At 37.4% G+C, this 23,066-nt stretch carries 20 protein-coding genes, 2 pseudogenes and 2 riboswitches; of the genes and pseudogenes, 7 read left to right on the top strand and 15 right to left on the bottom strand.

Translation table 11 applies throughout. The annotated features are described in order from the left end of the window. Positions 1–14 precede the first annotated feature (14 nt). Positions 15–950: an arginine deiminase family protein gene (locus MKZ14_RS07290; protein WP_258860649.1), complete on the bottom strand. Its 936-nt coding sequence runs from the start codon at positions 948–950 to the stop codon at positions 15–17. Between the two features lie 123 nt (positions 951–1,073). On the opposite strand from MKZ14_RS07290, the pseudogene MKZ14_RS07285 reads away from it, so the two are divergent. Next, positions 1,074–1,517, top strand: a pseudogene (locus MKZ14_RS07285) (NUDIX domain-containing protein). 30 nt (positions 1,518–1,547) lie between these two features. Here the strand turns inward: MKZ14_RS07285 and splB are convergent. Next, positions 1,548–2,576: a spore photoproduct lyase gene (gene splB / locus MKZ14_RS07280; RefSeq protein ID WP_312125210.1), complete on the bottom strand. Its 1,029-nt coding sequence runs from the start codon at positions 2,574–2,576 to the stop codon at positions 1,548–1,550. A gap of 12 nt (positions 2,577–2,588) precedes the next feature. Further along, positions 2,589–2,813, bottom strand: a complete 225-nt coding sequence (locus MKZ14_RS07275) for a transcriptional regulator SplA domain-containing protein (RefSeq protein ID WP_339280752.1) — start codon at positions 2,811–2,813, stop codon at positions 2,589–2,591. A 372-nt stretch (positions 2,814–3,185) separates the two neighbouring features. Between MKZ14_RS07275 and MKZ14_RS07270 the strand changes: the two genes are divergently transcribed. Next, a complete protein-coding gene (locus tag MKZ14_RS07270; RefSeq protein WP_312125213.1) occupies positions 3,186–6,284 on the top strand; it encodes a copper amine oxidase N-terminal domain-containing protein in 3,099 nt (1,032 codons plus the stop codon). Between the two features lie 171 nt (positions 6,285–6,455). Here MKZ14_RS07270 and MKZ14_RS07265 read toward each other — a convergent pair whose 3' ends face one another. From MKZ14_RS07265 to ribE (MKZ14_RS07230), 8 genes and pseudogenes are all read right to left on the bottom strand, one after another. Further along, complete coding sequence (locus MKZ14_RS07265; RefSeq protein WP_312125216.1) at positions 6,456–7,301, bottom strand: GNAT family N-acetyltransferase; 846 nt, start codon at positions 7,299–7,301, stop codon at positions 6,456–6,458. 13 nt (positions 7,302–7,314) lie between these two features. After that, on the bottom strand, positions 7,315–7,863 hold the full coding sequence (locus tag MKZ14_RS07260; RefSeq protein ID WP_016994322.1) for a histidine phosphatase family protein: 549 nt from the start codon (positions 7,861–7,863) through the stop codon (positions 7,315–7,317). Positions 7,864–7,977: 114 nt separating this feature from the next. Continuing rightward, positions 7,978–9,308 (bottom strand): IS3 family transposase gene (locus tag MKZ14_RS07255; protein WP_339280167.1). Its coding sequence is split into 2 segments (ribosomal slippage): positions 7,978–8,927 and positions 8,927–9,308, totalling 1,332 coding nucleotides; the frame shifts between segments, so codons are not numbered across the junction. Between the two features lie 119 nt (positions 9,309–9,427). Beyond that, positions 9,428–10,735, bottom strand: a complete 1,308-nt coding sequence (locus MKZ14_RS07250) for a GHKL domain-containing protein (protein WP_339280751.1) — start codon at positions 10,733–10,735, stop codon at positions 9,428–9,430. A 322-nt stretch (positions 10,736–11,057) separates the two neighbouring features. Beyond that, positions 11,058–12,515 carry a spore germination protein gene (locus tag MKZ14_RS07245; protein WP_339280750.1) on the bottom strand — a complete coding sequence of 486 codons (1,458 nt, stop codon included), beginning with the start codon at positions 12,513–12,515 and terminating at the stop codon, positions 11,058–11,060. Between the two features lie 119 nt (positions 12,516–12,634). Beyond that, entirely contained in the window at positions 12,635–13,117 is a 483-nt protein-coding gene (gene ribE, locus MKZ14_RS07240) for a 6,7-dimethyl-8-ribityllumazine synthase (RefSeq protein ID WP_048389922.1), read from the bottom strand. An 18-nt stretch (positions 13,118–13,135) separates the two neighbouring features. After that, positions 13,136–13,762: pseudogene (ribB, locus tag MKZ14_RS07235) on the bottom strand (3,4-dihydroxy-2-butanone-4-phosphate synthase); the annotation flags it as partial. Positions 13,763–13,786: 24 nt separating this feature from the next. Then, entirely contained in the window at positions 13,787–14,425 is a 639-nt protein-coding gene (gene ribE, locus MKZ14_RS07230) for a riboflavin synthase (protein WP_257961396.1), read from the bottom strand. 199 nt (positions 14,426–14,624) lie between these two features. After that, a riboswitch (FMN riboswitch) is annotated at positions 14,625–14,750 on the bottom strand. A gap of 116 nt (positions 14,751–14,866) precedes the next feature. Beyond that, positions 14,867–14,992: riboswitch (FMN riboswitch) on the bottom strand. 220 nt (positions 14,993–15,212) lie between these two features. On the opposite strand from ribE (MKZ14_RS07230), the gene MKZ14_RS07225 reads away from it, so the two are divergent. The 4 genes from MKZ14_RS07225 to MKZ14_RS07210 all read left to right on the top strand — a co-directional run bounded on the left by MKZ14_RS07225 (position 15,213) and on the right by MKZ14_RS07210 (position 18,371). Further along, entirely contained in the window at positions 15,213–16,337 is a 1,125-nt protein-coding gene (locus MKZ14_RS07225; RefSeq protein WP_339280749.1) for a YibE/F family protein, read from the top strand. Next, positions 16,334–17,110, top strand: coding sequence for a YibE/F family protein (locus MKZ14_RS07220; RefSeq protein WP_339280748.1), 777 nt, complete (start codon positions 16,334–16,336; stop codon positions 17,108–17,110). The genes MKZ14_RS07225 and MKZ14_RS07220 overlap by 4 nt, the downstream gene beginning before the upstream one ends. 152 nt (positions 17,111–17,262) lie before the next feature. Further along, positions 17,263–17,544: a hypothetical protein gene (locus tag MKZ14_RS07215; protein ID WP_258859235.1), complete on the top strand. Its 282-nt coding sequence runs from the start codon at positions 17,263–17,265 to the stop codon at positions 17,542–17,544. A gap of 209 nt (positions 17,545–17,753) precedes the next feature. Beyond that, on the top strand, positions 17,754–18,371 hold the full coding sequence (locus tag MKZ14_RS07210) for an HAD-IA family hydrolase (protein WP_016995506.1): 618 nt from the start codon (positions 17,754–17,756) through the stop codon (positions 18,369–18,371). A gap of 45 nt (positions 18,372–18,416) precedes the next feature. Here MKZ14_RS07210 and MKZ14_RS07205 read toward each other — a convergent pair whose 3' ends face one another. From MKZ14_RS07205 to MKZ14_RS07190, 4 genes are all read right to left on the bottom strand, one after another. Next, on the bottom strand, positions 18,417–19,241 hold the full coding sequence (locus MKZ14_RS07205; protein ID WP_258859234.1) for a methyl-accepting chemotaxis protein: 825 nt from the start codon (positions 19,239–19,241) through the stop codon (positions 18,417–18,419). Between the two features lie 98 nt (positions 19,242–19,339). Continuing rightward, entirely contained in the window at positions 19,340–20,320 is a 981-nt protein-coding gene (locus MKZ14_RS07200) for a VanW family protein (protein ID WP_258859233.1), read from the bottom strand. A 328-nt stretch (positions 20,321–20,648) separates the two neighbouring features. Then, positions 20,649–21,257, bottom strand: coding sequence for a CAP domain-containing protein (locus tag MKZ14_RS07195; protein WP_339280747.1), 609 nt, complete (start codon positions 21,255–21,257; stop codon positions 20,649–20,651). Between the two features lie 231 nt (positions 21,258–21,488). Next, positions 21,489–22,118: a hypothetical protein gene (locus MKZ14_RS07190; protein ID WP_339280746.1), complete on the bottom strand. Its 630-nt coding sequence runs from the start codon at positions 22,116–22,118 to the stop codon at positions 21,489–21,491. Between the two features lie 158 nt (positions 22,119–22,276). Between MKZ14_RS07190 and pgeF the strand changes: the two genes are divergently transcribed. Next, a complete protein-coding gene (gene pgeF, locus MKZ14_RS07185) occupies positions 22,277–23,041 on the top strand; it encodes a peptidoglycan editing factor PgeF (RefSeq protein ID WP_036077623.1) in 765 nt (254 codons plus the stop codon). Positions 23,042–23,066 lie beyond the last annotated feature (25 nt).

The following is a 23,066-nucleotide window of genomic DNA, read 5'->3' as shown; positions in this document are numbered from 1 at the left end:
TTATCAACCCCTCGTTACGTTCTTACCAAAGGTAATGTCATACATCGAATGCCACCACCGCCTTTTTCAAGCTCAGTAACGTCAACCTCAAGCAAATTTTTATTCTTCAGCAGAGGATGCGTCAATAATTGTTGTGGTGTTGCCTGCTTGCTTATTAATATTGTTTCTGGATTCAGGTTAATAAAGTTGATGTCAGGAATGGTCTTATACGAGTCAAGCCAGTAAACATCCAAACCATGACGCTTTAAAAATGGCTCTACCATGTCAAAACGACTGCTTTGAGCTGTTAACACCTGTACAGGAAAATGGCGTACAAAGCTTTTAGCAACTACCAGATTCGGATTCACAACATTACAATTCATATCTAAATGCAGCGTATCATTGCTTTTCGGTAAATCAATTATGGCGATTTCAGAAAATCCCTCTTGAAAAATGCTTTCCTTCAAGCTTTCGATAGCTTCTATCGTTGTTCTCATCCCAAGGTTAATGAGCACGGCATCTTTATTTAAAATTAACAAATCGCCACACTCGAATGAATGAAGCGGTTGTGATTTTGCTAGCCATTGTTGTGGAAACCATTTCTCTAAAAATGAATGTGCAAGAGGATACTCTGGTCTTCTAAGCGAACTTCCTGCCTTTCCAAGCAATAGTCGATTACCAATGACACAGGCGAGATCACGCACAAAATAACGATTCAGCAACTGCTCACTTAATAGCTGCTGATCGTGAGCTAGTTCCCTTGCATAATCTAGTACATGTACCCCAGCGTTTTCTAATGTTGTCTTTAATGCCATGAAATTCTCCATTGCCTTCTGATGGTTGACCGTAGCACTCCAACCAACCTGCTCCGCTATTTTTAGATCCGTTACATCTACGATGGAGGGTGCACAAAGCATTACCGCTTTCAGTTCCCCATGTTCTGACCAACAATTTAGTTGAAATGAATCCATTCAAGTATTCTCTCCTTCTTCACGACGATCTCTGTTAGCGTTACCATTGACTTTCGGATTATACAAGGATCATAATTAAGAAGAATTTACCAATTATAATTATTTAGAGAAAGGGGTGTCATTATGGAATACTATAAATTTTTAAGACAGTATGTAGGACACCAACCAATTATTTTACCTGGTTCGGTGGTTCTCATTCTTAATACTGAAAACGAAATATTACTACAAAAAAGATATGATGGCGGTTGGGGGCTCCCTGGAGGCTTAATGGAATTAGGCTAGAGCTTAGAGGATACTGCCAAAAGAGAGGTACAAGAAGAGACAGGACTAGCCATCACAGATTTACAGTTACTAGGTGTTTTTTCTGGTCCGGATTGTTACCTTAAAGTTTCGAATGGGGACGAATTATACGCCGTTATAGCAGTCTTCTATACAAGAAATGTGCTTGGTAATTTAGTGATTGATTACAATGAATCAGAGACAATGCAATATTTCTCTCTTTACCATTTACCAAACGATTTAAAAGATCGTCGATATATTGAACCATATATCACACAATTAATTTAGAGAGAAAACAAGCCGTTCTCTCTCTAATTGTCATGTAAAATATTCTAATTTTGCTTGAGGGAAAAATTTCTGCATATAATCGTACAGATGCTCCTTTATATCTTCCTCTTCCTCTTTTTGATAGATATATTTACCAATGCCATATTTGCCCCATTTATATCGTCTTACCGTCTCGTCAAGCTCTAGCTTTGTCATTGGATAATTTTTTTCAATCACTCGTTTGGCAGGCTTTGTAAAGCGATGTTGAATAAATTCAAAGGTGATGTCATTGCGCACATCCTTTGGCAATTCAGCATCCAATCGCTCAAACATATGATAATAGCCCTCCTGCCAGCCATCATGAAGATAGATTGGCGCAACAATAAATCCGAGTGGGTATCCAGCTCTTGCCACTTTCCCCGCTGCCTCAATGCGCTTTTCCAATGGTGATGTACCTGGTTCAAAGTGTTTAATGACATAATCAGCATTGACACTAAAACGAAACCTTGTCCGACCATTATGCTTGGCATCCAATAGATGATCCACATGATGAAACTTCGTTACAAATCGTAACTGACCTAGCTCACTTTGTCCAAAATGCTCAATGGCTCGCTTTAAGGTGTGTGTAAGATGATCAATTCCTACAATATCAGAGGTACAGGAAGCCTCAAAGCGTGTGATGTCAGGTGCTCGTTCAGCCATATAATGATCGGCCTGTTCTAGAATCTCATCGACATTAACATATGTCCGAATATAAGGTTTGCTGCCCATCGTTGTTTGTAAATAGCAATAATGACAATGCCCCATACAGCCAGTCGCAAATGGGATGGCATATTCCGCTGAAGGTTTAGATGTATCAAATTTTAATGTTTTTCGAATGCCCACTACTAAGGTCGATTTTGCTACCCGATACTTTTGAAAATCATTGTCACCAGGTAGATTTCTCACTTGATTGTGCGAAGTTGTATAGCGAATTTCAATCCCCATCTGCTCAAATTTCTCTTTTAGCTCCTGACCTAGTGGATAGTGGAGAGCATCTGGCTCAAAATAAACAAGCTGAGGGGTAAACGGCTTCATCATGCGAGTCCTCCCTTAATGAAAATACTGATGATAGGCCTGTTCAGCCGCCATCTCACTTACAAAAATTACCATATCATTCGTGATTGGATAATATGTTTCAAATAAAAATAGCGCTAGCTCCTCTGGTTTTTCTGGATGATTCACTACTGCCGCTTCCTGTATATTCGTTACATCTTGAATATGTGGATTGCGGTAAAAAATATAAACAATATCTCCCACATCAAATGGTTGTTGCATCTTTTCACCTTCCTCTGCCTTTCCATTAGTTTGGTGAAAGTGTACAAAAAATATGTCATAAAAAATTTAGTTGGTAATATACATACATTCGTGCGGTTATTTTTAAGAAAATTGCACTTCCTGTAAATTGTAACACTTCAATTGAACCTGCTTTATTCAACTCTCCTACGTCGAATAGTGTAACGTTATCCACTCAAAATTCCCTTACTCTTTTCAGTCTACTTGTAAGGAAAGTAAGCCAGAATAAGTATCAAAACTGCGTATTGGTTAAATTTTCTTCAAAAGGTAAAAGGGTGAAACTTTTAGACTGCTCATACGTTTAATTAGATGTCTTGCTAAGTCAATCAAATGGCATGAAGAAGGGTGGAATTTATGAAAAAAATATGGACTTTACTTTTTGCTGTGATGCTTATTGTACCGTTAGTATTGCAGCCGGCAACCGCACAAGCGGCAAAAGCCATCACAATTAATGTGGATGGAGTGCAATTAAAAACCGATCAGCCGCCTGCGATGATTCAAGGACGTGTTATGCTACCACTTAGAGCGATCTTTGAAGCATTAAATGCAAGCGTAAACTGGAACCCAAAGACTCAAACAGTCACAGGGATAAAAGGGGATACAACGGTAGTTCTCAAGATTAAATCGAAGACAGCTACTATTAATAACCAGACAGTAACGCTTGATGTACCAGCACAGGTATTAAAAGGTAGAACAATGGTGCCAGTACGCTTCGTCAGTGAAGCACTTGGTCAGGATGTTGATTGGAACTCGGAAAAACAGCAAGTATCTATTAAAACTGACACGCCAAGTAATAATAGTATTGCGCCAGTGAGCAATGTGTCGGTTCGAGATGTGGATGATCAGGGAGATGGGCGTGATCTTGAGGTTAGCTTCTCTAAATCGTCTACAGAATCATATGTAGATCATTATCGGGTTATGGTTGTGAAGGCTTCTAAAAGTTTCAATGTGTCATCAGCTCTTAAAGTCTCCTCATCTAATTATTCGGTGGTATCGACTTCAAATTCGAATCGTGTCGTAACTTTATCGCAAAGCTCGCGAGATGTGGACGGAGACTACATAAAAAATGATCAGTCTTATGTGGTTTATATACTTGCGATTGGTAAAGGTTCTTATTCTAGCGTATTATCAACTTCTTCTCCGAAGATTACTCTAACAAACATGTCTACTGTTACCGCAGTAACAAATGTGAAGATTAGCGATATTAACGATTTTGGCGATGGACGTGATGTTTCAGTTAGCTTTACTCGTCCACAGAATGATAGCAATACATCCAATTACCGTGTGTTTATAGTAAAGACCAAGGATGCTAACAATTTTAGTCTTACCACTGCGAATAATTTATCCAGCAATTATTATACAACAGTGGACAAATCGGGAAGCAACGGCAGTACGTTGATAGCAACTCTGTCCTCCTCAACACGAGATACTTCAGGTGACTTTATAAAGAATAACGAATCCTACACAGCGTTCGTTATGTCTGTAAGTAATACAAATTCTAGCATGAATAAACTCTCACCTGCTTCATTATCAGTAACGCTTACTGTATCTACTCCGATTATTACACAAGTAGATGATGTTAATGATTTTGGCGATGGACGCGATTTGAGAGTTAGCTTCAACAAAATGTCTGATGAATCGAATGTTCTCTCTTACCGAATTTTTGTTGTAAGAGCTAACAACTATATGAACTTTACATTGACAAAAGCCAACAGTTTACCTAACACTTATTACACACAAGTGAACAAAACAGGCAACAATATTACGCAGGTGCTCTCTGCAGGAGCAAAAGATACTGACGGTTATGCCATTCAAAATGGCGTTAGTTACCGTGTATTTATTATGGCAGTAACTAATAACTCTGCAAATAATGTGCTTTCTCCAGCCTCCAATATGATTTCGCTGCTAAGCAACAATGTCGGTGCAGTGTCGAATATCATTGCCAGCGATGTGAGTGATAATGGTAACGGTCGTGACCTCTTTGTGTCATTTAATAAAGCTGCTGATGAGGCACCTATTAATCACTATCGGATTATGGTGGTACCAACAGCAAATTACAATAATTTTAGTCTGACGGATGCTAATAGCGTATCCAGCAGCAATTACACGACTGTTAACAAATCTGGGAAATCCACATATGAGCAAGTATTATCTGAAAATACTCGGGATGTGCGCGGAAATACTATTAAAGAAGGTACGAACTACCGTATCTATGTCTTGTCGGTTGCCAATGGAAATACCTTAGGAAACAATGCGCTAACTGCCGCAACATCTTCGATTACACTAACTAAAAACTTCACAGTGCAAGCTGTAACTAATCTGAATGTTGCAGATATAGATGATAAAGGGGATGGCCGTGATGTGCAAGTAACGTTCACGAAGCCTACAGATGAATCGAATGTTAATCATTATCGGATTCTAATGGTTCCAACTGCATATTACAGTAGCTTTAATCTTTCACAAGCCAATAGCAGCTCTTACTATATCACAGAAGGCAAAGGTGGAAATTTAGTAGCGAATAGAACGTTAGATGGGATTAGGGATGTACGAGGTAATTTTATTACAGAAGGAACTAGCTATCGCGTCTATGTACTGACTGTTGCAAATGGTAACTCTTCAAACGCCTCTGCTCTATCCTCTCCTTCATCTGTGATTACAATTAGTAAAAGCAAAGCTGTTCAGGCAGTAAGCAATATTAATGTAAGCGATGTTGGTGATTATGGAGATGGTCGAGATCTACAGATATCGTTTACAAAACCTTCTGATGAATCAAATATAGATAGTTACCGTATTCTAGTTGTACCCGCATCAAAGGCAAATGACTTTGATCTGAACACAGCTATTAGAGCAACTAATTATACAGGTTGGAGTAAAGGCCAATATAGTATGAAATTGGGGGCTACTAGTAGAGATACAGACGGAAGACTTATATCGAATGGCGAAGAATATCGCGTATATATATTGTCTGTAGGTGGTGGAAATTCTAAGGAAATGTATAGCTTATCCTACCCATCTCCTTACATTGTTTTGGAAGACCTTTCAGCCGCTGGATCAGTGGAGAAAGTGACACTTAGTCTCTTGAATAAGGGATATAAATATAACGATATAAACATTAGCTTCGATGTCAAAAATGGTCAAAGCGTAACGGAGTATAGAGTGTTTATGTTGCCGAAGGATAAAGCAGAAAGTTTCAAATTGGAGGATGCTATTAGCAATCCAAATAGTACCAGAATTCATCCGAATCCTCTCTCCAACGTTAGCCAAGCGCTAAGCACACCAGTAGATGCATTTGGTAATCAACTTGATTCATCTACAGAATATGTTGCTAAGGTTCTGATTTTGGCGAAAGGAACTTATTCGCTATCGAACACATCAATTAATTCGGTGCAACTCCAGAAATATCCTGATAATAACCAGAATGAGGCGTCCCAAGGCCCTCAAATTAATCAATAGGTCCATTATTTTTTATAGCAGGTACTCCTATGGTGTATACATCACCATAAGGAGTACCTGCTTGTTTTGTAATAATAGATTACTTTTCTCTGTTTAAAACATGATCCTATTGCATTATATACTTCATTGCTCTATTTCCACTTCACTTAGTATACTGAACGACAGCCTGGCTTATAGTTGCTTTGTCATCTGTACCTGCTCTGTTGTCACCTTTATTCCATGCTTTAACAAATAGCTCGTTGCTGGATTGCTCGCTAAGAAATTCACTGTCGTCAAATGGACTTTATCTGTTGTAATACTTGCTAAAAACTGTGTTATTAACTCTACATTACTTTCCTCTAGTACTGCCATTTGATAAAGTAGAATACGCTCCACCTCACCACATTCATTCCACAAGGTTTTGTATAGCATATAGCCAAGTGGTTCATTGCTATCATTATAAAATACCCTTGCTTCTCCCTGCTTCACGCTCTGCCAGCTACACTGCCAGGGAACATTTTCCCGATAGAAAGATAGATGTGCTAGCTGCTCTGGGCGAATGGTCGCCATACGAAGGGCTGCTGTAGGTGTCACCTTTGCTTCATACTCGCCGCTTAAAAATAGTAATTGATTGGCAATCACATAACCATATTTTTCATACAAAGCAATGGCTACCTGATTTTCCTTAATGGCTTCTAACGTACCCAATTCTACATTTTCTCGCTGATAAATAGCTAGGGTTTCCTCCATTAAAAGGCGCGAGACGCCCTTACCACGATACGCTGGGGAAATACCAGTCCCCCCATTCCAAGCTGTCTTTTTGCCATCGATGGTACGAAAGCCATTCATCACAATGGCAATCGGTTCCTCTTGATCAAAAACGACGATCGAATGCTCAGGAGATAACCCCTCCCCCACTAGTCGCTGTAAAAACATTTCTGCTGTCATATTGATTTCAATAAAATAGCCTTCAAAGCCTTTATTCCATGCTTTCAATACTTCATCCAATGTGCATTGTGCTACTGTTTTAATCTTCATATGCTCCCTCTCTTCAAATGGAATCTAATGCTGCTAAATTTTCTAAGGTTAGTTTTCTCACAATCTCATAACCTTGTCCTTGACCTTTAGGCTTTATGACAACTGTCCCCATATTCGAAATGATACCCAGCCCCACATCTCTTGGAAAGCTATGACCAATAATTATGTTGTTTATGCCCTCGGGTGGGATGATTTCCAGCATTGATGTAGAAATCGTTAATATACTGCTTTGCACTACTGGAGGGAGGTTGCCACCTAGCATAAAGATTTCAAACAAGAAGGGGTCAATTTGGATATTGCTGTTTGGAAATGCCAATCGGGCAGTTTCAATCGTCCGACAAAAAGGGCTGGTTCTAATGGTGGAAAGGATGGGAATTTGCCAATAACGCAGCATTTGACCATAATAAATTGCCTCCCTCCGGCCTTGATCGGATAAATTCCGTTGATTTTGACAACATTGCAATGTGCCATATGCTTGATCTACACCAACAGTCGCTGTCCCATGTCTTGCATATAACGTTAGCCCACCCTTTCTTAATAGCGCCAGGAGACCATTTTCCATTTTCTTCATCTCCTTCATCATATCACTTCTACTTTGTAATGTATGTGTTATACATAGAAAAAAGCTCCCCACAATTTTAAACTGTACCCTTTGTAAAGGACATTTTAAAAAAAGCTAGGTAACTTGTTGAAGCTGCTGTCTGTATTTTGCAGGCGGCAGCTTTTTCAAATGCCATTGCCCTCGATAATGGTTGTAATACATCATATAACTCTTAATTTCTCGTTTGACTTCTTCTAATGTTTCACATTTCTCGATAGTTGTTTCATCTTTAAAATGTCCAAAAAATGATTCTTGTGGCGCATTGTCCCAACAGTTTCCACGGCGAGACATGGATTGTCCTAACCCCATTTTCTTCACAAGTTTTTGGAATTGTGGATTGGTATAATGGAATCCTTGATCCGAATGAATAAAGGCATCTTCCGTTAAATGGCGGTGTTTCTTCAATTGATGAAGCGTATTGAGGGCAATATCTATACTTAATGAAGACGACACTTCATACGCTAAAATTTCATTCGTTTCAGCGTCTTTAATCGTTGATAAATAAGCGCGTTTACTGCTTCCATACGTTAAATAGGTGATATCTGTCAGTAACACTTTTCCGGCCATACCCTGTTTAAAGTTGCGTTGTAATTCATTTGGGCACGTACGATGTTCTTTCGTTGCTTTTGCCATACGTCGAGTTGGATTCGCTTTTCGAATCGGGCAGATAATCTGATATTTTTTCATCACACGGCGAATACGTTTCAGATTGTACGTAATTCCATATTGATTTTCTAACGTCATTTTAATTTGACGTGCTCCTTTTTTTCGCCCTCTGAAATGATACGCTTTTAAAATGATTTCCTTTACCACTTCATCTGCTTGTTCTTGCTCCACACGCTTCTGAGCTGATTTTTCTAAAAAATAATTGTAATAGCCAGACCGAGATATACCCATCACATCACATAAATAGCTGACTAAACGCTTTAATTTATACTTTTTCATCGTGTGATGGATGAGTTCAAATTTTAGTGTCGTAGCGATTTTTATTTCTTCTTCAACATCTGCCTTTCGAGTAGATCGAGCTTTTTTAACAATTCATTCTCTGCTTCAAGTAACCGATTTTTCGCCTCTAAACGCTTCAATTTTTCTTCTAATGTCAATTCGCGTTCGGAAGGTCTACCTGAATTTGTTTTACGTGTATCTTGTAAACCTCCGACACCTGCTTTACGATAAGAAGCTCGCCAGCGTTTGCCTGAAGATTCGATTCGTTTTATACCGATTAATTCAACATCTAAACCTGCATTTTCAAAAATTTCTCTTGGGAATTTACCTTTTTCATTTTCCGCAATAAAATGACGTTTAAATTCGTCAGTATATGTGATCGCTTTCTCGCTAACTGCTTGCACATTTGGATTACATTTTAGTTGTTCTTGTTCCATTTTCGTAAAATATCTTTTGGTCATTTCACTCTACCCCAACATCTTTTTTCTCATTATAAACAAAAATACCCTATAGGATAGACTTTTTTCAAAGTGTCTATCTTATAGGGTACAGTTTATTTTTGGTAGGGAGCTTTTTTCTGTTATTTTATTGGAATTCTGACAATAGCAGTCGTTTCTAAATGTTTTGATGAATCAATTGAAATATGACCATTATATTTCGTGACAATTTCTTTCACAATAAATAAGCCTTGTCCTCTTATTCTTCCATTCTCATGTTTTTTCGTTGAAAATCCTTGATTAAATATTTGATCAGGATACGCAATATTTGGCCCTGTATTGGTAATTTTAAATTCATACTGTACCTCATCTGCTGTACAGCAAATTTTAATTTTACGTTGTTCCTCAGGTAATTCAACAGCTGCATCAATCGCATTATCAATTAAATTGGATAGAATCTTGATTAAATCTGTCGTTTTAATCCTATTAAAGTCATTTTGAGAAAGCGTAAAATCCATATCAATATGAAGATTTTGAGCCGTTAATTTCTTCGTTTGCAATAAGATGGACAAACCTGGATGATCAATATTTAATTTTAATGATTTAATGGCTTGAACCTCTTTCGAAAGTGAGGATAAATATTGTTTCGCCTGATCTGTTTTTTCTAATTGCAATAAACCATGTAACACTTGAATATGATTTGTAAAATCATGACGTAGTGACGACACCGAAGTAATCAATGTTTTGATTTCTGCTAAATACGTGTCCTCTGTAGCGCCAACTTCCTTCGCCACCTCTTTTTGATACCATCTTTGTAAAAAGAAAAAAGAACCGATGACTATTAAAATAAGTACACCATTAAAAATAAAATTAAAAAGGTTGTCTTCAATGACTTTACCCTTGATACCATTTAGTGTATCTGCACTAATGTCAATGCCTAAATACCCGATAATTGTTCCATTATCATCTTTGATGGGTGCACCAACAGATAAATAAGACCCATGTTCAGAATCATGAATTACCTCTGTAACATAGGTTTCACCATTATAGGCTTTTTCAACATGCTTTGCAGGAACAGTACAAACCACTCCTATACCGAAGCCCTCTTTCATTTCTTTTGGCATCCCTGTAATCATGGCTATTGATACTTCAGGATTGTCCACCTTTAAGGTGTATACGAATAGTGCACCTAGTTTTATCCTTGCGTCGTTTAAATAATTTCTTACTTTCCAATAATAATCATTTTCCTGTGGATTATTTAAAAATTGCTGATAGGCATCGGTATCGATGGATGCAGCAATAGAACGGGCTGCCTCTAAACTTTGATTGGCAATCGACTCTTCAACGGTCTTTTTTATTTTTACATAGGATGTAAAGATGTTTAAACTTGTAAACAAACATAATAAAATCGTTGATAGAATTAATATTAGTTTTATTTTTCTATTTTTCATAAAACACGGTACTTCCTCATCTGTAAATATTCTAGAATACTATTATATTATAATTAACTCTATTTTTTGTTTGTAAAGCAAACATTGCTTGTATATCCTACATAAATTAAAACACAAAATCAATTTTTATTTTATTCATACCCAAAATTACACACCGTAACAAATAGTTTAATAATCCTTGACAAGAAAGTAAACTAAAAAGGTAAGGAATAACGTTTTATGTCTCATTTCCTATTTAAATGGAAAAATGAAAAGACTACTAAAGAAAAGGTAACAAAAAAAGATCAGGTGCCAGCAATACCTGATCTTTAATACAATTTGCTTATTTTTTACTTGAAGTACGTGTTTGATCCTGTGGCTTTAAAAAGGTAGGTCGTTTACTATAACCTTTTGGAGACAGTCGCAATAAGGACTTACGTATATTGCCTTTTTCGAAATCGGCACTAAAGTTTACATACGGCACTCCCAAGACTTTCATATTTGCAGTGTATAAAAGAATGAAAAACACGGCTATAAAAAAACCAAATAAGCCAAAAAACGCCGAAGCCATAATAATGATTAATCGAAAAATACTCATAGCCGTCACAAAGGATTGATTGACCAATGTAAATGCAGCGATACTAGAAATGGCAATCACAACTATCATTGAGGGGCTTGTAACACCTGCTTTAATCGCTGCATCCCCAATAATTAGTCCCCCTACCACACTAACTGAGCCACTGATTGCACTAGGAAGGCGCAAGTTAGCCTCTCGAAACAATTCAAACATAAATAGCATCATTAAAATTTCTAGAATGGTTGGAAAGGGCAATCCTGACCTCGATTCTACAACCGTAGCAAGTAGAAGAAACGGAAGCTGCTCTTGATGATAAGTCGTCAATGCAAGCCAAAAACCTGGCAGTAGCATACTTATTAATATACCGACAATTCTGAGTAATCGTTCCATCGAGCTAACAATGAGTGGGTACTCATTATCCTCTGCCGATTTAAAGAGCAACATAATATTTGTAGGTGTAATTATGGCATAGGACACACCATCAATCATTAAGAGTATTCTTCCTCTAATTAACGCCTGCATAGCAAAATCAGGTCTTCCTGTATAATCATGTCTTGGAAGAATTGTCGCTGTCTTTTCAATTTTTTCCATTAATAAGTCGCCATTGATAACAATATCCGTATCAATTTTTTGTAATTGAAGTCGAATTTGTTCTAGCATATTTAAATTCACAATGTCTTCCATATATAGTATGGCTACGGTTGTTTTAGAACGCTTACCAATTTCTAATGTCTCTACACTAAAAGAATTAGTCGGTAATCGTTTTCTTAATAAAGCAATATTAATAAAAACATCTTCAATAAAGTCATCTCTAGGTCCCTTTACCACTAGTTCTAATGTTGTTTCCCCAGGCTCCCGATTGGGTCTTTTTGAAATATCACTAGAATAAAGTAATTGATTTTCTTCAAAATACAGTAAAACATGGCCTTTATAGATCCTAGTTACCGCATCCTCTTTCGATAAAATCTTTTGTAAATAGGGAATGTGTAAATGCTGTTCAATTTCTTCTTCTAGCATGTCCTCCGTGACATTGCTTAACAAAGATTGAACACGTTGAACAACCACAGTTTGAAGTATTTGCTCATTGACCATTGCATCACAAGTTATCAAATGTACTGTATATTGCTGAAAATTATATTGTTGGAAAATCACATCAGCAGAGCGTTGAAATAGTGATTTCAACATTTTCAAATTAATTTGTTCAATTGATGAAATACTTCTCATCTCCTACTGAGCCAGCTCAAGATTAGTACATTTATGAAACAATCACCTTCAATAAATACACTTAAGCATATTTTTCCCATGGTTGTTCAAAATATTCAAAGAAACAAATGTTGTGACGACTATTCAAATTGTCCTGATCCAATCATTTTCTTTAGATTTGCCATCTCAATTGCAGACATTGCAGCATCATAGCCTTTATTACCAGATTTCGTTCCTGCACGTTCAATTGCCTGTTCAATATTTTCGGTAGTAACAATTCCAAAAATAACAGGTACATTCGTTGACAATGACACATTGGCAATGCCTTTTGCCGATTCATTACAAACATAGTCATAGTGTGTTGTAGAGCCACGAATAACAGTACCTAAACCAATAATAGCATCATATTTCTTGGTTTCTGCCAGTTGTTTCGCTATAAAAGGAACTTCAAAAGCTCCTGGCACCCATGCGACATCAATAGATGCAGAATCAACCCCATGACGAGTTAAACCATCCATTGCCCCATCCAATAATTTGCTAGTAATAAACTCATTAAAACGACCCACTACTACTGCAATTTTCAAATCCGTTCCAATTAATTGTGCTTCAAATGTTTGACCCATTGTTCCTTCTCCTTTTTACATAGAAATTTTAGTTTTATTAGTGGATAATTGTTGACGATAAGCAACCAATGCTTCTATCGAGATCATTTTTAAGCCATGATGTGCAGCGTAATTTGTTAGTTCTTCAAACCGAAGCATGTGCCCATCATCACCCATAATTTCGCAAATAACACCTGCAGGTACGCTATGACAAAGCTTCGCTAGATCAATAGTGGCCTCCGTGTGTCCTCTCCGTTCCAGCACGCCTTGCTCTTTCGCAATCAACGGAAAAATATGGCCTGGTCGACGAAAATCAGTCGGCTTAGCTTGCTTTTCTACCATCCTTTGTATCGTTAGCGCACGCTCAAAGGCGCTAATCCCTGTCGTTGTTTCTACATGATCGATACTTACCGTAAATGCGGTTTGATGGTTATCTGTATTGTGCTGAACCATTGGATATAAATCTAGCTTTTGTGCAAGCTGCTGTGAAATCGGCGTACAAATTAAACCTCTACCATTGGTTGCCATAAAGTTGATTGTTGCTGGTGTGATGAATTCAGCGAGTGCCAGAAGATCTCCTTCATTTTCTCGATCCTCATCATCAACCACCACAATCATATTGCCCTGCCTTAAATCCTCTATGGCTTCTTCAATTGAATGTAGCACGATGATCAACTCCTATTCTGTGATTTAAAAACCATGTTGTGCTAAATAATCTCTTGTAATAGCTGGCGTTGTTTGCCCCTTTTTTAATTGCCCTATAATGTATTTTCCAACTAAATCGGTTTCGATATTAACGATTGCTCCAACCCTCTTCATACCTAAAACGGTTTCTTTGTAAGTATGAGGAATAAGTGAAATTGTGACACTCTTGGCTTCAACATGAAAAAGGGTTAAGCTTGTGCCATCAATTGTTATGGAACCCTTTGGAATACAAAAGTTGGTTAGCTCCTCTGACATTTCGATATCAATATATACGGCGTTTGCTACTGGACGTTTTCGCAAAATTTTGCCGACTCCATCAACATGACCAGCAACAAAATGGCCACCAAATCGCCCATTAGCAGGCATGGCACGCTCCAAATTAACAGAATCACCTATTGCCAGCTGCTGTAGATTTGTTGCTTTGACTGTTTCAGGCATAACATCCATCGTAAGCTGCTGTTGTGTGAAATTTGTCACCGTTAAACAAACGCCATTGACCGCTATACTGTCACCAAGCTTGACATCCTCCGTTATCTTGGCTGATTGAACCGTAATTTTCATACTGTCCCGATCGCTTTGCACGGCTTTTATGATACCAATATCCTCTACAAGTCCTGTAAACATTCCATCACCTACTCTACTTTATTAGCACTTCTATCCTTAACTTTTAAAGTTGATCCACCTGTTTTTGTGCCTTATCCTTCTCCCTTCTCTCGTTAGCAATAAAAAATAAAAACCCCTTTACATCAAAGGGGTTTTGGGAGTATAAGACATCAACAAATAAGCCTATTTGAAAACAATTTTTTCATAGACTGTCATCTCACTCGTTCTTCTCCCATCCAGACTATCACTGTCGGTTTTGGATTTGCACCAAATCAGCTTGCGCTCACGGACTTTGAATTGCTTCATCACCGCCGATTGGGAATTTCACCCTACCCCGAAGAACATCTTCTATTCGATTGTAGCTAAATAAAAAAACTTCCCACAAGATGATTGGGAAGTTTTGTAATAAATGCATAGTCAAATAAACCTTCTAAATTAGAATCAATTTAAAAAGTTCGCATTTTTACCCTTCTCCCATCCAGACTGTAACTGTCGGTTTTGGATTTGCACCAAATCAGCTTGCGCTCACGGACTTTGAATTGCTTCATCACCGCCGATCGGGAATTTCACCCTACCCCGAAGAATATTTTTATTTAGCTAGTCTTACGATAACACTATTTTATTATATTATCCATCCTTCTTTTTAAATTTTTTTCGAAGCATAAATTTTAAACAGCTTTGACTCGACTTGAAAAATGTAAAAGATGTTATTAAAATGATGACATTTAACCTGTTTATGGAACTTCTTAATCAAAAAAACGTTCCTTTACAAGTGACTATTCAGTCTAGCAGTTTGGAGGTCATTTACTTGACATTTTTTAAAAATATACCTTTTAAACAAGCTATTTTCTATGCCCTATTAGCACTCTGTTGTGGGGTTTCGATCGTTTTCGTACTTCATAACGAACAATTTTATGATCGACCGATAGCGGAAATAACGCAAGTGGATGTAACAGCATCAGAACCGATGACAGATATGTATGAAAATGAGGATTTTTTGTTTACACAGGAGATTATGGCCATTATCAAAAATGGTCAGCATAAGGGGCAATCCATTCATTTGACGAATGACTATTCTTCGTCTGGTGCTTTTGATCAAGAATACCATGTAGGCAATGAAATCTTTGTCACGCTAGATGATCGCACAACACAATCTGTTTTAACAGGAACCATTCTCGATTTAAAACGAGATCAAACCATGGTAATGATTGCATGGATTTTTATTTTTGCCCTACTTATTGTAGGTAAAAGACAAGGCTTATTTTCTATCATTAGTTTGAGTGTCAATGCTGTGATTTTATCATTCGCATTAGATCTTTATGTGAAGCATGGGGGCGTAAGCCTGTTATTAGTCAGCGGCATTTGTGCCCTGCTATTTACGATTATTTCGCTCCTACTTATTAGTGGATTGCATACAAAAACATATGTAGCCATCGTGTCCACACTTTTAGGCACTGTTATAGCGCTTATCATAAGCTCTATTGTAATGTGGTTGACAGGTGAAAATGGTCTTCGTTATGAAGAAATGCAATTTTTAACACGTCCCTATCGTACCGTCTTTATGGCAGGTTTATTTATTGGCTCACTTGGGGCAGTAATGGATGTTTCTATTACAATGGCTTCCTCAATTTTTGCTTTATACGAGCAAGATCCTACAATCTCTGTCAAGGCTCTGAAATCTTCGGGACATGAAATCGGTAAAGATATTATGGGTACCATTACAAGTATCTTATTCTTTGCCTACCTTTGCGGCTCCATACCTATGATTATTCTCTATTTAAAAAATTCTTCCACATTAGGGCTTACATTGTCCTTAAATCTTTCTTTAGAATTAGCCCGTGCCTTAGCAGGGGGTATTGGTGTTGTCCTTACGATTCCTATCAGTCAGTATACCGCTATATTTTTCATTAATCGAAAGAGGGTTCAAGAATGAATGTTATCGTCTTATTAGCAGTTATTTTATTTGCGTTGATGGTGATAGTAGGAGGTAAACAGGGAGTACGGTCATTTCTTTCTTTATTCCTCAACTTTGGTGTGCTCTTTGTCACCATCTTTTTAATGACAAACCCTAAAAATAGCCCAATCATCTTGACGTTCATAGCCTGTACGATCATTAGCTGTATTAGTCTTTTCTATATCAATAAAACAAATAGTAAAACCATTACAGCCTTTATCTCGACAATGGTGACGATTGTTGTATTACTGCTATTTATTACCTTAATAACGGATAAGTCGATGATCCAAGGGTTTGGTGAAGAATCAACTGAAGAAATCAGCATCTTTTCTCTCTATATTGGTGTTAATTTTGTGCAAATTGGTGCATCAGTTATTATTATGAGTACGATAGGTGCCATTATGGATGTGGCTATTTCTATCGCTACCTCCATGCACGAGATTTTTTATCGCAACCCTTCAATTAGTAGAAAAAAACTTTATACAGCTGGGTTAAGTATCGGGAGAGATATATTAGGAACCGATACTAATACGTTATTTTTTGCTTTCTTTGGTGGCTATTTAAGCTTATTAATCTGGTTCAAGGACCTCTCCTATTCGATTGGGGAAATTATTAACTCCAAGGTTTTTAGTGCCGAAATGACAACCATTCTTTGTGCAGGTATCGGCATTGCACTCATTATTCCAATTGCCTCCTCTATCAATGCCTATTATTTAATTCGTACACGCGAAAAAACAGAAAAACTTTCGTAAACAGTTACGAGCACCTATCATGCATATGTGATAGATGCTCGTTGTTTCTTCTCTTATCACTCAAAAAATGAATGCTATGTCAAAAAAGTTTGTCCAAAATTTACGCCTGGTACTATACTTGTTGTGATTGGCTATGGACTTTATGAGTTGGGATGGTATTAGCCTCTGTCCAAACAAATACGCTGAATGCCTTACCTAGACAATGCTTTCCAGATGGTATTGCGATTACACAAACCTCTCAGCAGGTATCTGGTGCAATTGGTATTGCTGTAATGGTGTCGTTGTTCTCAGCAAAACAACAGCAGCTCCTAAGTGACATAACAACTAATACGCAAGAAGCAGCGGCTTCAGGTTCAGCCTTTGTCTTTACTATCAGTTTTGTACTGGCAATAATGAATGTCATACTCTCTTTCTTTTTGAAAAAAACACAATAATGCCGAGGTGTCTCCATGTACTTTTGAGACACCTCCTTTTGTTGTACCATTTTCATTGCAATCGCCGCATTTTCTGATAATATTTACCATAAGATGTTTACGTACGCTCAAAATGGTTGTTATTACAAGAATACTAGATCGCCCATTCCATGTAACATTTTTTAGCATAGAACGTCAATACAACGAGATGAAAAAGGAGAAAGTTTGCAATGAAGCATATTATCTTTGATTTTGATGGGACGCTGGCAGATTCTACTGCCGTGTTTGCATCAGCATGGAATACTTTAGCCCAAAAATATAAATTTAAAGGCATTGAATTGAAGGAAATTGATACATTAAAAAAATTATCAATTTCAGAACGCAGTAAATTATTTGACTTCCCAATGTATAAATTGCCTATGATTTTACCGCAATTTTATAAATTGTATCGTCAATCATTAAATGATGTTCATCTTTTCGAGGGAATGAAGGAAGTATTAATAGAGATTGATAAAAGAGGCTATAAAATCCTGATTATTTCCTCAAACTCTAAAGAGAATATTTTAGAATTTCTTAAAATGAACGGTATTCATTGTGTAGCAGATGTACTTTGCTCCAACCGCATTTTTGGTAAAGACAAAGTAATGAAAAAGTTTTTAAAGGAAGCGAATGTCGACTCGTCTGACGTCGTATACATTGGAGACGAACAAAGGGATATTGTTGCGTGTAAGAAAGCTGGTGTACCAATTATTTGGGTGGAATGGGGCTATGATGCCAAAGAGGTCGTGCAAAATGACGAACCTGAATACAGTGTCACAACACCACAGGAAATTTTAGAGATCATTTAATCATGAAAAGGATAATAGCACTTGTCTATTATCCTTTTTATATAACTATCCTTTGATGTCACTAATTTGCATTAGCTTTTCTGCTGTACGATTAACCCCTTTGTAGGCATCTGTTAATTCATGCATACTCGCAGCAAACTGCTGTGTAAACGCTGCAATTTGATTAGATGATGCATTGACCTGATCGATGGATTGTTTAATGTTTTCTAGTTGCACAGTTATACTATTAGCACTTTCTGTACTACTCTGGGACATTTTTTGTATTTCAGACGCGACCACCGCGAAGCCACGCCCATGCTCACCTGAACGTGCCGCTTCTATCGATGCGTTTAGACCAAGGATTCTCGATTTCATAGCTAAATCTTTTACTAAATTGACAATCACATTAATTTGTTCAATATCACCTGTCATCGATTCTGAGAAATTAGATAGCTCTTCCAGACGATTGGAGACATCCTTACTGGCAGTGGCTAATCCTTCATTTGTAGCTGTCATTTCTTCTACAGCACTTGAAAGCTCGGTTGCCAATAGACGCATACTATCCATTTTTTCGTTCGAAATAATGGCACTTACTACGCCAATAATACGTCCTCCTTCAAAAATAGGCTGGGCAGAGGCGATATAGGCCATACCAAAACCTTCTGCACTACGCTCCTCTTTCACAAATTTCCCTGAACTTAACGCTATTTCTGTTGCTGTACCTCGATATTTATGTACTGGGTCACCAACCCCAACTTTTAAATCAATCTTTTTTCCTGGTTTGTAGGCAAGCACGCTTTCCGTATCTGCCACGATGACACAAGCATCCTCTGGGTAAGTTGCTTGGTATAAATCAATCGAATCAATAGTTGCTTGTAGTTTAGGATGCATTGTCTTTTCCTCCCTAAAATTTTCTGAACTGTATCAATTTAACTATATCATGCGATCCAAAAAAAGACACCAACGTCCAGTGGTGTCTCGATACAACATTATGATTTTTTCAATAATTCTACATATTTTTCTGCCGTTCGAATTTCAATTGTTAGAGAATTGTCCTTATAGCTTGCCTTAATTAAAAATGGTACATCATTTGAGTTTTGAAACCTAAAATCTAACGTATCATAAGAAACCGTAGCATCTCTTCCTTTTGGGACATATCCTACATCTAACGAATGATGATGGCGCTCAACATATTTGATGGGAATTTGGTCAACTGCATTAAACAAGGTTGAAGAAGTTTGACAGATTCCACCACCAATTCCCATGACTACCTTCTTATTAATAATTTCAGGTGCGGGTTGATAGCCATTTGCCTCATCTCTTGGACCTACAATTGTATTAAAAGAAAAATAATCGCCACTTCCTACGATCACATTATGAATGGCTCTGGCAGAAAGCTCTATATTTTTATTTCTTCCTAAATCAGCACGATTGAAATATGTCGTATAAGATGCAACAACTACTTCCTCTAATAATGGAAGGTCCTCAAAATAATAGCCACTTTCTGTTATATAGAGCGGCATTTCTACCTGACCCCCAGTCGCAGAAGCTTCGATAATACGCTCGACTAGCTCACTTTCCTTTAAAATGATTTGCGGCTTCCCCTTGATCACTTGCCCGTTTTCATCCAAACGATCAAGCATCATACGCTGATCATAGCCATTTGATGTGTCCGTTCCTCTCGCCCATTCCCTTGCTAATTGCTCTAGATGTTTTTGATAGGCTTGTGGGTCTGTATCAAAGCCAAATTCCTTTGGAGATATCGTTTTAAGTACCTTACTCGTAGTTGGATCAACAACCTCTACAATAGGATCAATCATTTGTTCTTGTTCATATGTAACAGGTTGCTGTACTTCCTCACGTTGTTGAATTTCTTGTTCTAGCTTGTTATGATGGACTGCTTCTTTTTCACAACCAACTAGACCCATCATACAGATAACGCAGCATGTAGCTAACCACTTCTTTTTCAACCATAAACACCACCTCTATCTTCATACTACAGTGACATCTTATTCGTCTATTGCTCATAGTGTGTTGTTTTTTGGTTATTTTATTTGTCAAGACAGCAAAAACTCGCTACATTATCCTTACGCCTGACATAACTCCAGATTGTTTGAGGTTTTGAAAGATGAACATCAACGTGTAAAGTTGTTTTTTCATCCCCATTCCTGTACTTGATTAACATTTTAAAGTTTGCCGATGATTTAGGAGGAATGATTCGAGAAAAAGAGCATCTACTAGCTATCCCAAAAGCCAATAGATACTCTTCTTTTTCAACTCTATTTTATAAACAGACTTTTATTTTTGAATAAACATTTGTGTCCAGTAGTTACCGTCCTGTACATAGCCTACACCAATATGCGTGTAGCTTTTATTAAGGATATTGGCACGGTGTCCTTCACTGTTCATCCAGGCAGTTACAACTTCCTGTGCGGAGCGTTGGCCCTGTGCGATATTTTCGCCAGCAGATTTATACGTAATACCGAAGTTTTTCATCATTGTAAAAGGTGTACCATACGTTGGACTTGTGTGGTCAAAGTAATTTTTATCGTGCATATCTTGCGACTTAAATTTAGCTACTCTAGATAGCTCCCAATCTTCTTGCAATGCTGCAAGACCTGCTTTTGCCCGTTCTGCATTGACAAGTTTCACAACCTCTTGTTCAACTGTTGCCTGTACTTTTACAGGGACGTTAATTTTTTGCCCTGGAGAAATTTGATTTGGGTTGGCAAGTTGTGGGTTGGCATCAATTAATTCCTGTACACCCGTTTCTGTTTTTAATGCTATTTTCCATAGAGTATCACCAGATGTCACTGTATAGGATTCGGCAGCCATTGCTGCAACTGGCACTAATAATGAAGTTGCTACTACTGAAGCTAGTGCTACTTTTTTTATTTTTTTAAACATGTTAATCACCCTTCCTAATTGCTCTACCATTATCGTAAATAGTTTATGAGCCATAATCATCACAAAATATTTGGAAGGATTTTTACAATTGTATGACAAGCTCTCCATATGTTTGATTAAAGCCCTTTATCCCGCTATTCTTTACCATTCGGCTTGTCATCAAGTTGCAATATGTTTGTAATTGGCATACATTACTAATAGATTCAGCGATCAATAGCTGCACAATATATCCTATTTTGCTAATTGCTTACGCTGTAATCGATAAATTAAGAGAATATAGAGCCAATCATAAAAGAGCGTTGCTACAGAAATAATGGTAATTAATGGTGTGCGGAAGTATAGATAAAAGCCAACCGCTGCAAATAATGTACCCACCATCTTACAAACTGCTATCCCCATTGATTGACCAGCTAAATTCCCTCTTTGCAATAATAAAGCAATAAATAGTCCCGACATCATAAGATTTTGGAAGAATGCTACATACTTACCTTCGAAATCTTGAAATTCATAGACTATACCTAAAATGATCAGCATGCTAAAGATTAACGTGATCAAAAAGGAGAAATACAATAGCTTTTTTGATAGCATCTTACGATATTCATTTGGAGCATAACGTAAAAATTGCATCAAAATAAAGACATCCAATACAAACCAAATCAGCGTAATATAGCGTTGGAGGTCATTTTGTGGGTAGAAAAAGGCAAAGATAAATTCCCATGAAATATTGGCACAAATAGCAACCATAGGCATGCCATAGGTTTTATCTTGCCATCCCTTATAAATAACAAGTATATATGTAAAAATCCAAAAAAGACCCATGCCTACTTGACAAATTAATAATATATCTCGGTCACTCAACATACACGCTCTCCCCCTCTCTAGCATTCCTTCTACTATATGAGGAAATCAATTCTTTATGTCTAAAAGTTTGCTAGACGGGTAAAGGAGTAGCTAAATATTAAATGACGGCAACCTATACATTCCATAAGCAATCCTATATAGTAAAACGAGGTGATTGAATGAAAATAAAAATGTATATAGATAATGAGCAAATTATCGCGGGGACTACCTTAAAAGATGAGATGGAAGTAGAACACAATAATATGGCTTTGCATAGCTGCCATGATGTTCAAGCTATCATTGACAATCGTCAACATTTAGCCACGACATTGAACTGTGATTTGCAAAATTTTATTTGTACAGAGCAAACACATAGTGCAAACTTTCATAAAGTCACATTAGCGGATCAAGGACGTGGAGCTGCGCAAATGGATACAGCGGTGAAGGATACAGACGCGCTTTATACAGTAGAGCCTAACTTACTATTATGTAGTTTTACGGCTGATTGCGTTCCAGTTATTTTCTATAATGCTGTGAATGGACTTGTCGGTGTGATTCATTCGGGATGGCAAGGAACAGTCAAAGAAATAACACCCAAGCTGTTTCAGCATTTAATGAATGAAGAACAGTGTCGACCTGAGGACTTTCATGTTCAAATCGGGATGGCGCTGAGTCAGCAGAAATTTGAGGTAGACGCAGATGTATATGAAAAATTTCACAGTCTTGGTTATGCCGAAGAATTTATGTATTACAATGCAGAAACGAAAAAATACCATATTGATAATCAGCAGACAGTTAAAAGACAATGTGAGCTTGCAGGTATTCCAGCGAATCAAATACAAATTGATGAAACCTGTACATTCCTTAGCCCCGATGGCTTTTCTTATCGTCAAGATAAACAAGCTGGAAGACATTTAAGCTTTATTATGCGAAAAACACACTAACAGCAAAGACCCTTCTTATCGAATG

It is taken from the genome of Lysinibacillus sp. FSL P2-0066 (assembly GCF_037969495.1).
GTDB lineage: Bacteria > Bacillota > Bacilli > Bacillales_A > Planococcaceae > Lysinibacillus > Lysinibacillus boronitolerans.
Note: the sequence above shows the minus strand (reverse complement) of the source record. Positions and strands in the feature narration are given on the sequence as shown.